Annotated in this window: 12 protein-coding genes; 4 read left to right on the forward strand and 8 right to left on the reverse strand. The window is 43.1% G+C overall.

Going from position 1 to position 12358, the window contains the following annotated elements; genetic code table 11:
• Nucleotides 1-185: 185 nt before the first annotated feature.
• The gene (mscL, locus tag CTER_RS13725; RefSeq protein ID WP_004626230.1) at nt 186-593 is read right to left on the reverse strand and encodes a large-conductance mechanosensitive channel protein MscL; all 408 of its coding nucleotides are present in this window, start codon (nt 591-593) and stop codon (nt 186-188) included.
• 264 nt (nt 594-857) lie between these two features.
• A complete protein-coding gene (hcp, locus tag CTER_RS13730) occupies nt 858-2420 on the reverse strand; it encodes a hydroxylamine reductase (protein ID WP_004626251.1) in 1563 nt (520 codons plus the stop codon).
• A 125-nt stretch (nt 2421-2545) separates the two neighbouring features.
• Here hcp and CTER_RS13735 point away from each other — a divergent pair, with 125 nt between their 5' ends.
• The 3 genes from CTER_RS13735 (at nt 2546) to CTER_RS13745 (ending at nt 4970) form a co-directional block, all read left to right on the forward strand.
• Nucleotides 2546-3220, forward strand: a complete 675-nt coding sequence (locus CTER_RS13735) for a Crp/Fnr family transcriptional regulator (RefSeq protein ID WP_004626292.1) — start codon at nt 2546-2548, stop codon at nt 3218-3220.
• Nucleotides 3221-3291: 71 nt separating this feature from the next.
• Nucleotides 3292-4422, forward strand: coding sequence for an SPFH domain-containing protein (locus tag CTER_RS13740; protein WP_004626358.1), 1131 nt, complete (start codon nt 3292-3294; stop codon nt 4420-4422).
• 53 nt (nt 4423-4475) lie between these two features.
• Entirely contained in the window at nt 4476-4970 is a 495-nt protein-coding gene (locus CTER_RS13745) for an NINE protein (protein ID WP_004626363.1), read from the forward strand.
• An 81-nt stretch (nt 4971-5051) separates the two neighbouring features.
• Here the strand turns inward: CTER_RS13745 and CTER_RS13750 are convergent, their stop codons facing one another.
• The 5 genes from CTER_RS13750 to CTER_RS13770 form a co-directional block, all read right to left on the reverse strand.
• Nucleotides 5052-5975, reverse strand: coding sequence for a DUF1848 family protein (locus CTER_RS13750; RefSeq protein ID WP_004626376.1), 924 nt, complete (start codon nt 5973-5975; stop codon nt 5052-5054).
• A 19-nt stretch (nt 5976-5994) separates the two neighbouring features.
• Nucleotides 5995-6894 carry an AmmeMemoRadiSam system radical SAM enzyme gene (amrS, locus tag CTER_RS13755; protein WP_004626348.1) on the reverse strand — a complete coding sequence of 300 codons (900 nt, stop codon included), beginning with the start codon at nt 6892-6894 and terminating at the stop codon, nt 5995-5997.
• Nucleotides 6891-8288, reverse strand: a complete 1398-nt coding sequence (amrA, locus tag CTER_RS13760) for an AmmeMemoRadiSam system protein A (protein ID WP_004626272.1) — start codon at nt 8286-8288, stop codon at nt 6891-6893. The genes amrS and amrA overlap by 4 nt, the downstream gene beginning before the upstream one ends.
• Before the next feature lie 82 nt (nt 8289-8370).
• Nucleotides 8371-8943 carry a response regulator transcription factor gene (locus tag CTER_RS13765; protein WP_004626335.1) on the reverse strand — a complete coding sequence of 191 codons (573 nt, stop codon included), beginning with the start codon at nt 8941-8943 and terminating at the stop codon, nt 8371-8373.
• A gap of 240 nt (nt 8944-9183) precedes the next feature.
• Nucleotides 9184-10359, reverse strand: coding sequence for an iron-containing alcohol dehydrogenase (locus CTER_RS13770; RefSeq protein ID WP_004626208.1), 1176 nt, complete (start codon nt 10357-10359; stop codon nt 9184-9186).
• 207 nt (nt 10360-10566) lie between these two features.
• Between CTER_RS13770 and CTER_RS13775 the strand changes: the two genes are divergently transcribed.
• Nucleotides 10567-11742, forward strand: a complete 1176-nt coding sequence (locus CTER_RS13775; protein WP_004626184.1) for a hypothetical protein — start codon at nt 10567-10569, stop codon at nt 11740-11742.
• On the opposite strand, the gene CTER_RS13780 is transcribed toward CTER_RS13775, so the two are convergent.
• Nucleotides 11729-12346, reverse strand: a complete 618-nt coding sequence (locus CTER_RS13780; protein WP_004626194.1) for an HDIG domain-containing metalloprotein — start codon at nt 12344-12346, stop codon at nt 11729-11731. The genes CTER_RS13775 and CTER_RS13780 overlap by 14 nt on opposite strands.
• Nucleotides 12347-12358: the final 12 nt, after the last annotated feature.

Here is a 12358-nt window from a genome sequence, read left to right on the forward strand (position 1 = left end):
CACTATTTAAAATTTTGTTTTGCTTTACAATTATTTGAAATCAACTGGTACGAGAGGACAACTTCATAAAATAAGATGCACGGTTAAAAACAATTTTTGTAATTGTTTTGGGTGCGCCCTTATTTTATGAAGTTAGTACGGAAGTTACCAGTTGATATAAAAAAGTCACATAGCTAAAGCAAAATTTATTTTTTGTTCTCCTTCAATAAATCCCTGATTTCAGTCAGCAGCTGAACTTCGGGAGATGGCACCGGAGGCTTCTCCTCCTCCTTCTTTTTTCTCCGCAATACATTGATCATTTTGACCATGGAGAACACAACAAATGAAATTATGATAAAATTAATGATTTGCTGTATGAAGGCACCGTAATATATTGCAACCTCAGGCTTGTCACCGGAGGCCTGAGCAAGTGTCCACCTGAAATCGGCGAAATTGATCCTTCCGATCAAAAAGCCTATTCCCGGCATGATCACCTGATTTACCAACGAAGTGACAATGGCTGTGAATGCCGAACCGATTATGATACCGACAGCCAGATCAACAACACTGCCCCTGGATATGAATTCTTTGAATTCCGATAGAAAATTTCTCACGTTACACTTCCTCTTATTAATATTTCACTTAGTATTTCCCTTTTATCTTAATATTTCTCTTAGTATTTTTCAATAAGAGTATATCCATATATTTAAAATATGTCCAGTGGTCTGAACACCAGCTCTTTATACATGCAAAGCATCTTCTTACAGCGTACCCTGCTGTAAGAAGATGCTTTGCATGAAATGGACAAGACTTCAATTTTGTATAGGTTTGTTTTATAGTAAATATTTCTTGAGGGCTTTATAATTTACAGCTTCACATCAGCCGAGAATCTTTTTCAAATCAGCATCCGGAGTTGAAACAGGGCTGATGTTGAAGTTCTCAACCAGTATGTTAAGAACATTTGGAGATATGAACGCTGGCAGTGTAGGTCCAAGATAAATGTTCTTGATTCCAAGGGAGAGCAGAGTCAGAAGGATACATACCGCCTTCTGTTCATACCATGAAAGCACAAGGGACAACGGCAGCTCATTTATATCACATTCAAAAGCTCCTGCAAGTGCGGAAGCAACCTGGATTGCACTGTAGGCATCATTGCACTGGCCCATGTCCATTATTCTTGGGAGACCGCCTATCTCGCCGATATCAAGATCGTTAAAACGGAACTTTCCACAGGCAAGTGTCAGTATAACAGTGTCTTTCGGAGTCTTCTGAACAAACTCGGTATAGTAGTTTCTGCCAACCTTGGCTCCGTCACAGCCGCCCACAAGGAAGAAGTGCTTGATTGCTCCGGCCTTGACCGCATCGATAACCTTGTCGGCAACCGAAAGGACAGTTCCTCTTGCAAAGCCTGTTGTAACAGTATCTCCGCCGTTAATACCGGTCATTCTCCTGTCTTCCTTATAACCGCCCAATTCCAGAGCTTTATTTATAACAGGCGTGAAATCCTTGTCATCATCAATATGAACCATTTCAGGATATGCAACAACCTCGGTTGTGAATACTCTGTCATGATAGCTTGGCTTTGTGGGCATCAGGCAGTTTGTTGTGAATAAAACGGCACCGGGTAAATTGTCAAATTCCTTCTGCTGGTTCTGCCATGCAGTTCCGAAATTACCCTTGAGATGCGGATAGGCCTTAAGCTTTGGATATGCATGTGCAGGCAGCATTTCGCCATGAGTATAGATATTTATACCCTTATCCTTTGTCTGTTCAAGCAATTGGTACAGATCATAGAGATCGTGACCTGAAATTACTATGAAAGGTCCTTTTTCGATTGTCAAAGGTACTTTGGTCGGAACAGGAGTACCATAAGTTTCCGTGTTTGCCTGGTCAAGCATGGCCATACAGGCGAGATTTACCTTACCGGTTTCCAATACTATAGGAAGAAGGGCATCTGCATTGAGATCCTCGCCGATTGCTCTCAGTGCCTTATAGAAGAAATCGTTTACTTCATCATTGTTGTAGCCCAGAACCAATGCATGGTAGGCATATGCCGCCATTCCACGGATTCCAAAGAGTATCAGGGACTTCAAGGAACGGATATCTTCATTATCATTCCAGAGTTTCTGCATATCATAGTTTGCTGCAAATGCAGAACCAAGCTGTGCTTTTTCCTTTTCAATATTTGCAATCTGTCTCCTGATTGATGCGTTATCAAAGCTTACATTTGTAATGGTGGTAAACAAACCTTCGATAACAACCTTATGAGTCTGCGCTGTGGGCCGGCCCTTTTCAGCTGCTTTTGCAAGTCCTATCAGCGCACCTGTAAGTTCATCCTGAAAATTTGATGTATCGGCTTTCTTGCCGCACACTCCTGCAGCTCCGGTACATCCCTTTCCACCTGCAGTTTGCTCACATTGAAAACAAAACATTTCTGACATAAAAAATTGCCTCCTTATATTTAGGTTATTTTTAATTCTGTTAAGATTTGTGATTGACTTTATGTGCTTATTGTACTAGACTTATGACATTAAATCGGTTGCATTTGCAACCAGGAGAAAAATTTATGAAGGATTATTTTGAATTGCTTAAAACCGTCGCCATATTTGAAAATATAGATGAAAGCCAATATGACAGCCTGCTTGGCTGCCTTGGAGCCAGAACACAGGAATATAACAAAAATGATATAATTTTTCTTGCTGAAAGCCGGGTATCTTCGGTGGGCATAATCCTATCGGGGTCTGCCCAGATAGTCAAAGAGGATGTTATGGGCAACAGGACCATTATGTCCGAGCTGTCGGAAGGGGATATATTCGGAGAAGCCTTTGCCTGTGCCAATTTGAGCAGGATACCCGTCACCGTTTTGACTACCACCGGCTGCAATGTACTTTTCATACGCTTCAGCAGGATAGTGACCACCTGCAGCTCGGCCTGCAGCTTTCATTCAACTTTGATTAAAAATATGCTTCAGCTGATTGCCCGGAAAAATATACTTTTAAACAACAGAATGGATATTCTTTCACAGAGGACAACCCGTGAAAAACTTATAGCCTATTTTGCCATGCAGATGCAAAAGCACGGGTCAAATAAATTCAGAATCCCGTTTTCCCGCGATGAACTGGCAGATTTCCTCTGTGTCAACAGGAGTGCCCTATCCAGGGAATTGAGCAGCATGAGGGATGAGAATATGCTGAACTATAATAAGAATGAGTTTGAAATCAATAAAAACAGCTTTAATTAATGTGTTTGTAATTGTTTTCAGCTCAGTGATATGATATAATTTTTAGCAAAATAAGGTTTGAGGTGCATATTATGGCTATAATCGACAGGGTGAAATTTGACGGCCTTAGAACGAGGGATTGGATTGTCTACAAATATCCCTCCGAAGAGCTTGTTTACGGAACACAGCTCATTGTCGGCGAGGGTCAGGCAGCAATATTTGTAAAAGGCGGAACGGTATGTGATGTATTTAATGCCGGTACATATACTCTGGATGCAAAAAATCTTCCCATACTGAAATCCATTGTCAATTTGCCTTTTGGCGGAAAAACACCTTTTTCTGCTGAAGTATTCTTCCTGAACATTGCTACCAAGCTGGACATTTACTGGGGAACCTCCGATCCGGTGCAGGTCATAGACCCTAAATATTTCACCAAGCTGAGAGTCAGAGCCTTCGGCCAGATGGGGCTCAAGGTGGACAATTACCTTAAATTCTTTACCGAGCTCATAGGTATAATAGGCCCTGCCGAAATTGTCAAGTTTGATGCAATAATGGACTATTTCAAAGGTATTTTGGTACAGAAAATAAAAACCATTATTGCCAACATAATTATTAATGAAAAAATTTCAGCATTGGAAATCACCGCCAAACTGGATTCCATTTCCACCATGGCAAAGGATAAGATTTCTTCTGAATTTAAAAAATACGGCTTAGCACCGGTAAACTTTTTTATAAAGTCCATAAATTTTCCCGATGAAGATTTTGAAGAAATAAACGAAATCCTTAAAAACCGTGCAGAGTTTGAAATCATGGGAGATAACCGCTATGTGACAAAGCGTTCCTTTGATGTGTACGACAATGCCGCCTCCAACGACTCGGGAATAGCAGGAGCCTTTGTCAGCGGCAATGTAGGAGCCGGGGTAGGTTCATCCCTGTTTGGCGAGATGGCGTCGTCGGTAAACACCAGAGCGGTTATTGACAATGCGGTTATAAAGTGTCCTGCCTGTAGTTTTGACAATCCTGCAAATTCAAGGTTTTGCTGTGAGTGCGGCAGCCCTGTGGAAACTCCTAAAAAGCAGTGTCCAACCTGTGGAAAGACAGTCCCGGCCAACTCGAAATTCTGTCCTGAATGCGGAGCTTCAATAGGTACTAAAACCTGCTCCTGCGGAGCAGCTGTACCGGACGGCTCGAAATTTTGTCCTGAATGTGGAAAAAAGGTATGATTTCTTCTATAATATAGGTAGTAATCCTAAAATATAATAAAGGGGTTTTATATATGTCAGATAACATTTGTCCTCAATGCGGTGCTCCCAACGCACCTGACACAAGAGAGTGCAAGTACTGCGGAGAAGTCTTTATTGCTAATGCATCAGCTGCACAGCCAAACGTCCAGACGCCGGCGGGCGGGCAGCAGCCTAACTATCAACAGTCCAATTTCCAGCAGTCCAACCCTCAGCAGCAATATCATCCGCCGGTACATCCAAACCAGGCGGCACAGGCACAGCAGGCTTACCACTACCAGCAAATGGTTAATGAAGGCATCAGTCCCGCCTGGCCTATCAAGAGTAAAATAGCCGCCGGACTTTTGGGAATTTTTCTTGGGGGACTTGGCATCCACAAGTTTTACATGGGTAAGGTCGGAATGGGCATATTATACTTGTTGTTCTGCTGGACCGGTATTCCCGCCCTGGTAGGGTTTATTGAAGGAATAATATATCTTGCCTCCAACGAACACAATTTCTGCATCAAACATAGAGTCAGAGTAAGATAAATCTTAATAAAACGTTATAAATTCCTATTCTAAAAAACACTTACCGTAAAAAGTAAGTGTTTTTGCAGTGCCAAACCAATATCAACTGCCGTCCATAACATAGCAGTATTTGCAGCCATGGAAGCATTTCATCCCGCCGGCGGTTTTCGAATAAATCCCTATATCCCTGCTGGCGGAACAGCCGCAGGCTTCTCTCTGTCCGCTGTCCTTCGCTTTTTTTACCCTTCCTCCAAAAAGCCTTTCCAGCAGCTCCCCATCAATGCACTGCCCCCGGTCCATACCTTCGATTTTCTCCAAAACCGGACTGGCGCAGGAGTATAATTTCAAACCGTAATTTCCGGAGATCTCAGCCAGCCTTGTAAAAAAATCCATCTGCATATCGTTGTCCAGGTGTCTTATATCCAGACCGCACTGCTTTATCCTGTTCTTTAAATGACTGTACATGGCCAGATATGAAGTTGTGATCCGGCATCTCTGCATACCCAGAGAACACAAATCCCTGCACAGCCGTTCAAAGGCTATGAGTCTTGCCTTCTCAGGCATATGGGGTGTCGGACTTATCTCACCCTTCGTTGAAATGATTACGGGGTCAAACCGTATGTTGAACTGCTCGGGTAAATATCTTCCCAGCAGGCCCTCCAGTATTTTCAGTGTTTGGGTGTATCCGGGGACATTGGGTTCAAGGAGCCCGGAGTAGTTATTTATTGTGTATTGGAAATACAGGTTATATTCGGTCAGGTGCCCCGGAGCATTTAAAACCCTGCTGAAATTCTTGCTCCACAGTACTATGGAATGGACTCCTTCAGGCGTCAGCTCCACTTCATACCGTTTATCCGGAAATCTTGGATTAGGCACTTGAACCCTGCCCGCCGCAAGTACCTCCTGCAGCCAGTCATAGTGAAAGGCAGGCACATCGGTTCTCCTCGACGCCGAGATTATTGTTTTAAGCTTGACGCTTGAAACCTTTTCAACACTGTTATCCAAAAGACTCAGCTGTTCTGCCATGTCACACTCCCCAAAACAATCATTGTTTCATAATATATGACTTTTCTTCCTCGCTGACATTGCCCACGTACACGTTGGTGAGTTTTTTCCTTAACTGTTGATACGCCTTTTTTAAATCTTCCATGCCGGTTGCCGGCTTTTTCATCCTGTACCTTGGGAAAAACCGTGATACATGAAGCACAATATCCCTGTCGACTGAAGCAAGGAAATCGCCCAGCCTGTCCAGGGTTTCATGACTGTTATTTTCTCCGGGAATAAGGAGTGTTGTTACTTCAATATGACAGCCCTCTCCGTTTGCAGCCCTGATGGTATTCATAACCGGTTCCAGTTTGCCCAGACAAATGCTTTTATAAAATTCCCCGTCACCCTTTAAATCAATATTCATGGCATCAACATAGGGAAGCAGCTTTTTCAGCGGTTCCTCATTTATATATCCGTTTGTGACCAGCACTATTTTATGTTCCCCGTCCCTTCTCTTTATCTCACCTGCAACATCATAAACATATTCGTACCAGATGGACGGTTCATTGTAGGTAAAAGCCAGGCCTATGCTGTCGGTATTCCGAAGGCTTATATCTGCCATTTCCCCGGTCGGCACATACCGGCTTTCAGCCCTGTGCTGGGAAATAGAATAATTCTGGCAGAAACTGCATTTAAAATTGCAGCCGAAGCTCCCTACGGATAATATGTTATCCCGGGGGTGGAAATGGTACAGGGGTTTCTTTATTATAGGGTCCAGTGAAATTGAGGTTATTTCTCCGTAATTCAATGTAAACAGCTTCAGTTCATCCCCGGATTGGCCGCACTGCCTCACTCCGCAGAACCCGACGTTCCCCTTTGCTATAAGGCAGTAGTGCGGGCAAAGCACACATCTGATCTTCCCTTCCTCGGGATGAAAAAACATAGCCTCTTTTTTCAAGCTTCCACCTCTTTAAATCTCTCGACTTTAAACCTTTCAATTTCATAGGATTGGTTTTTTCCGATACCTGCCTTCTGCAGTGCAATGGAAACCTGTTCTTCACTGGAATCAATGCCTTCCAGCATGGGCAGCAGCAATCCCCTCTTTCTTCCGCTGGTGACAATGACTCCATAGCTTTCGGGGTCCAAGTCCTCAAAACTGCATTTTTCGGCCGGATACAGCAGGTCAACCGAAATATCCAGCTGGTACAGTTCCTCCTCCCTCAGGGGTGAGAATCTGGGATCATTAAAGGCAGCTGATATGGAATTATTAAGAATTTCTTCTCCCACCGAACCGGTAACGGCCTCTATGGTTCCTATGCAGCCCCTTAACTCACCTGCCAGCTTCAGGGATACAAATACACCTTTTCTATCGTTCAATAATTCTTTATCTTTAATATCCTTTACCGTCAGAGACTTTCCTGTCCTGAAAAAGTTTTCAATATTACGCCTGGCAAGCCTGGTATAGGCAGGGCCTTCTTCAAGCCTTTTCACATGCCTTTCCCGGCCAAGGTTTTTTATGTCGTCAAAAATTGATCTGCCCTCGGATACCTTGAAGCGTGCAACACCGTAACCTACGCCAAACGGACCTTCATAGCTCAGGATTTCGGCTTTGGCGTCCTTTCCGTCAAGGGTTCCCGCCAGAATATAAAGTGACCGCAGGCCACATTCTCCGGCTTCGGTGATCATAGTTCCATCAAGGTTGAACAGGCATTTGAAATCCCCCTGCTCAAGCACTTCCAGCAGGCGGGAATCAAATTTTGCGCCGTATGGACTGTACGGATAGGGGCCGTCCTTTGTAAGCCTGTGGGAAAGATCCCCCGAGGCAATAACTGCCGCCCGGGTACCGGTCTTTTGACATGCCTTCTCTATAGCCCTACCAAAAGAATAGAGCTCAATGGGCGAGAGCATTCCATATGTGATGTGGACAAGTTCAATTTTATCCAGGCTTTTAACAAAACTCAAAGGAACAGCTGCCCCATGGTCCAGCTCCAGGGATACACCATAGGATTTTGCATTTTCCCTGTTAAGAGCTGCGACGGCAATTTGGGCCTTTTCCGCCTCCCTTATTATTTCATGCGTAAGTGTCAAATCAATTTTAATATCAAAGCTGACCTGTTTGGCTCCAAATTTACCGAAATCGCCTTTGAGGTTTTCAATCCCGGTCAGAGCCACTGCATCCCGGAAAACAGTTCCATGGGGTGTAATGACTATTATTGTGTGGATACCTGATCTGTCTATTTCCAGGCCTATGGCATCACAACCGTCTATGGTTTTCTGTATCTGCTTTTCCTGGCCTCTGCCCACCCGGGGAATTATCAGAGGCGGATGGGGCATCAAATAATAACCTTCCATAACCTGCTCCTAAAATATTATTTATCTTATTTTACTCAAAACGTTTTAATTCTATAAGATAATTATAATACATAAAAAGCCTTCATCCCATCAGCTTTATCAATTCTTTTGTATTTTTAAGCCCAAGCTTTTTCAAAATGCTGGTTTTCTGATTGGATATGGTCTTATTGCTGGATTTGATCCCTATTTTTTTTCCAATTATCATATCAAATATATTCCTTTCGGCATTGGATAGATCCTCCAGGATCAGCTTTCTGATTAAAAGCTGATGGGGAGTCGTTCCATTTGCAACGTATCTCACTGTGCTGCACAGGATGGAAAACTGGCTTTTAAGCAAGCAATCCGCGGCAAAGGCTCTTTTTGCCGCATACTCCACGATTCCCTCCGATTCGAGAGAGGTGAGGATTATTACCTTGGCCCCTGTCTTTATTCTGATTTCCCTGGAAATCTCCACTCCTTCAAATTCGGATAATGAAAGGTTCAGGTCCATAATGACTACATGGGGCATATACACGTTAGCCAGTTTTATGGCGTCAGCGTAATTTGAAGCAATCCCGATGCAATTGAAATCAGGTTCCTTTGACAGCTGCTGTTTAATTAAAAATGCAAAATCAGGGTCATACTCTACAATCAGGATTTTAATAATATCACTCATTTAACCGGCCCTCCTTTTTCTTCTGCCTTTTAAGGGATATTCCTTTTTTATGGTTTAATGAATATTTTACCATAAATACCATAAGGTTCAATAATATAAAAGTAATATTTTCCTATATTTTTAGAGTATGGAGCACAATTTGCCGACTGGCATAAAAACAGCCCGGAATTCAGGGCAAATGCCGCCGCTCCGGGCTGTAGTCCGTTTTCGCGCTGTTTCGCAGAACTACGGTTATAGCTGCTACAGTGCTAATTTATAGATCTCATAAATGTCATCGGCCTTGAGCTTCTGGAAGTTCCCTACGTGGGTACGTCCAACCATGCATTTATCTGCCATTTCACGTATTCTTTCACTTCCTATGTTCACATCGGACAATCTTATGGGCAGGCCCATCCTGACATACCAGGCCTCAAGTCTCTCTATCATTTCAAATACAATCTTTTCCTTATCATCAAAGCTGAAGTCCACATTGAAAACTCTCATTGCAAATTGTATGAATTTGTCCACATTCTGCTTGTATACATACTTCATCCATGCAGGGAACACTATGGACAAACCCGCACCGTGGGCTATATCGTATGCTCCGCTGATTTCATGCTCTATGTCATGACTGCCCCAGTCACCTATCCTGCCGGTATTCAGGAGGTTGTTGTGAGCTACTGCACCTGCCCACATTATCTCGGCCCTGACATTATAGTCATTGGGGTTTTTCAAAGCCAGAGGTGCATTGTTAAGTATGGTTCTCATATTTGCTTCAATGAGCCTGTCTGTGAAATCCACATTTGGTTCCTGTGTAAAATACCTCTCCATGAGGTGGGCAAAAATATCACTTGCACCGCAGGCTGTCTGGTATGCGGGAAGCGTATAGCTGGATTCCGGGTTTAATACCGCAAATTTCGGTATTACCACTTCGGTATTTATTGCACGTTTCAGCCAGCCTTCCTCGTTTGTAATAACCGAAGCTGTGGAGGATTCGGAGCCTGCCGCGGGTATTGTTAAAACAACTCCTACAGGAAGAGCTTCTGTCAGTCCTGCCAGTTTTGAATTGTCCATATATAATTCCCATACATCACCACTGTATCTGACCCCTGCTGCTATGGCCTTGGCTGAATCGATAACGCTGCCTCCGCCCACCGCCAGCACAAAATCCAGATTATTTTTCTTGCAGAGCTCAATTCCCTCACGGACAAGGCTTAATCTGGGATTCGGAACAACTCCCGACAGTTCCACAAAGAATAAACCCTCCTCCTTAAGTGACTTTACAACTTTATCATATACACCATTGGCTTTGACCGATCCTCCGCCATAGTGCAGCAATACTCTTTTACCGAATTTGGAAATCTGCTTTCCGGCCTGGGATTCGGTATCCTTACCGAATATTATTCTGGCAGGATTATAGAATTCAAAATTAATCATACTTATCTCTCCATTTCCGGCCCGGCTAAAACAATTTACCGGTCCTCTCAAATTTATAATAACAAAACTTTTATAAAAAGTATTTAAGAACTAACTTTTATTTTACCACATTATATTTAATTAAAAACAAAATAATCTCCATTTACTTGGTTAAAAATAAAAACTTGAATCACAACTTTTATAATAATCAAAATTCTGGAGGTAGTAATGTCGGGAAAAGCTAAAATTTTACTTGTTATAAGTGCCCTGTTTACCCTTGCAATGGGGCTTTCCAACGTCTTTGTAAACATCTTTCTCTGGAAGAAATCCAACAATTTTATAGTAATAGCGCAATACAACCTTATGCATTATGCCCTTATTCCTCCGGCTTTTATGCTGGCAGGCCGGTTGTCCAAAAAAAAGAACGGTATCTGGGCGTTAAGACTGGGAATAATTTTTTTTATTATGTTTTTCGGGTTTATACTGATATTAAAAAATGATGTTACGAAATATGTAATACCTGTGGGTGCACTGTTCGGCATAGCCGGGGGCTTTTACTGGCTTTCCTACCATGTTTTGAGTTTCGATTTTACCTCCACTGAAAACAGGGACACTTTTAACGGGTTCAACGGCGGAATATCAGGGGTTTGTGGAGCAGCTGCACCAATTACTTCAGCTTTCATAATCAATGCAAACAGCATGTCAGCCGGCTATACCATCGTCTTTTCCTCATCCTTGATATTATTTATAATCCTTATCCTGGTATCTTTGATGCTGAAAGCCGATAATTACGGCACCCGTCTCAACTATAGCAAAATCTTTAAAAGCAACTGCGGGGACTGGAAAAATCTTAGAAGGAGCATTGCCCTATGGGGCTTCCGGGATGTTATCATAGGATTTCTCATAATAGTTCTTGTATACAAAGCAACCGGAAGTGAACTGGCCGTGGGAAAATTTTCACTTTTCGCATCCCTTATCTCCTCAGCGGCATATATAGCCGAGCAAAAACTTATCAAGCCCAAATTGAGACTGATTTCAATGCTGCTGGGTGCAATCCTTATGTTTGTAGCCGTATTGGGGCTTGTGATAAATATAAGCTACAGCTCATTATTGTTCTTTATGATTTTGGACTCGGCCTTCGTGCCTTTCTTTCTGGTGCCGCTGTCCTCGGCAAGCTTTAATATTATAAGCCTGCAGCATGAGGAGGATTTGAGAGTGGAATATATCATCAACAAGGAAATAATGCTCAACTCAGGCAGGTTTATAAGTACGGTGATCCTTATAGGCCTGCTGACCTTTTTCGGGAATGAGAGCCATCTGAACTATTTCCTGCTGTTTGTGGGCTGTGCCCAGCTGTTCTCCATGGCCTTTCTGAGAAAGCTCAAGGTTTTCAGGCCTGATTAGCTTTAACCTTTGCCAGGAACCTCTTAATATTCTCCTCCTCTTCACTGCGGTCGGCATGGAGTCTGCCCATCCTGTCACAGAAGCCAAGGAGGGCTACTTCATCAACATCTGTTTTCCTTAACATTGATCTCACATCGGAGAAGGGTAAATTGTTATTGACAAAAAGTATCTGCATATGCCATCTCACAAGCTCTGCAACTTTATTTACAAAGCCTTCCTCCTCCAGGTATCCGGCTAAAAACTTTCTTGTCAGATCAGCTCCGGCTATATCGTGATCATAGGAGGTAATCCTTCCTTTGCGGATTTTCGTCGTATCGGGCTTACCGATGTCGTGAAGCAGGGCAGCCCACATAAACGCCCTGGGATCCCGGCTTTTATCCCTGACCTTTGCGGCCTGGTCCACCACCAGCATGGTGTGGTTCCACACATTGCCTTCTGGGTGGTGCCTGGGAGACTGGCCGGTCTTCTTCAGATTGTTGAGCAATACAAGGGGATATTTTTCAAACAGCGGAGTTTTTGATATATCCTCCAGGTAAATTGACGGCTGTTTGTCCTCCAATAAATGTGTCTCGATTTCAGTAAATACATTATGTTCAATTGTCATTCCAAAATTCTC

The sequence above is a fragment of the Ruminiclostridium cellobioparum subsp. termitidis CT1112 genome (assembly GCF_000350485.1).
In the GTDB taxonomy this organism is placed as follows: Bacteria; Bacillota; Clostridia; order Acetivibrionales; family DSM-1351; genus Ruminiclostridium; species Ruminiclostridium termitidis.

What these genes read in the sequence shown, in the direction of transcription:
- hcp (WP_004626251.1), bottom strand. Translation starts at nt 2,420, where the DNA reads ATGTCAGAAATGTTTTGTTTTCAATGTGAGCAAACTGCAGGTGGAAAG.
- CTER_RS13735 (WP_004626292.1), top strand. Translation starts at nt 2,546, where the DNA reads ATGAAGGATTATTTTGAATTGCTTAAAACCGTCGCCATATTTGAAAAT.
- CTER_RS13740 (WP_004626358.1), top strand. Translation starts at nt 3,292, where the DNA reads ATGGCTATAATCGACAGGGTGAAATTTGACGGCCTTAGAACGAGGGAT.
- CTER_RS13745 (WP_004626363.1), top strand. Translation starts at nt 4,476, where the DNA reads ATGTCAGATAACATTTGTCCTCAATGCGGTGCTCCCAACGCACCTGAC.
- CTER_RS13750 (WP_004626376.1), bottom strand. Translation starts at nt 5,975, where the DNA reads ATGGCAGAACAGCTGAGTCTTTTGGATAACAGTGTTGAAAAGGTTTCA.
- amrA (WP_004626272.1), bottom strand. Translation starts at nt 8,288, where the DNA reads ATGGAAGGTTATTATTTGATGCCCCATCCGCCTCTGATAATTCCCCGG.
- CTER_RS13765 (WP_004626335.1), bottom strand. Translation starts at nt 8,943, where the DNA reads ATGAGTGATATTATTAAAATCCTGATTGTAGAGTATGACCCTGATTTT.
- CTER_RS13770 (WP_004626208.1), bottom strand. Translation starts at nt 10,359, where the DNA reads ATGATTAATTTTGAATTCTATAATCCTGCCAGAATAATATTCGGTAAG.
- CTER_RS13775 (WP_004626184.1), top strand. Translation starts at nt 10,567, where the DNA reads ATGTCGGGAAAAGCTAAAATTTTACTTGTTATAAGTGCCCTGTTTACC.
- CTER_RS13780 (WP_004626194.1), bottom strand. Translation starts at nt 12,346, where the DNA reads ATGACAATTGAACATAATGTATTTACTGAAATCGAGACACATTTATTG.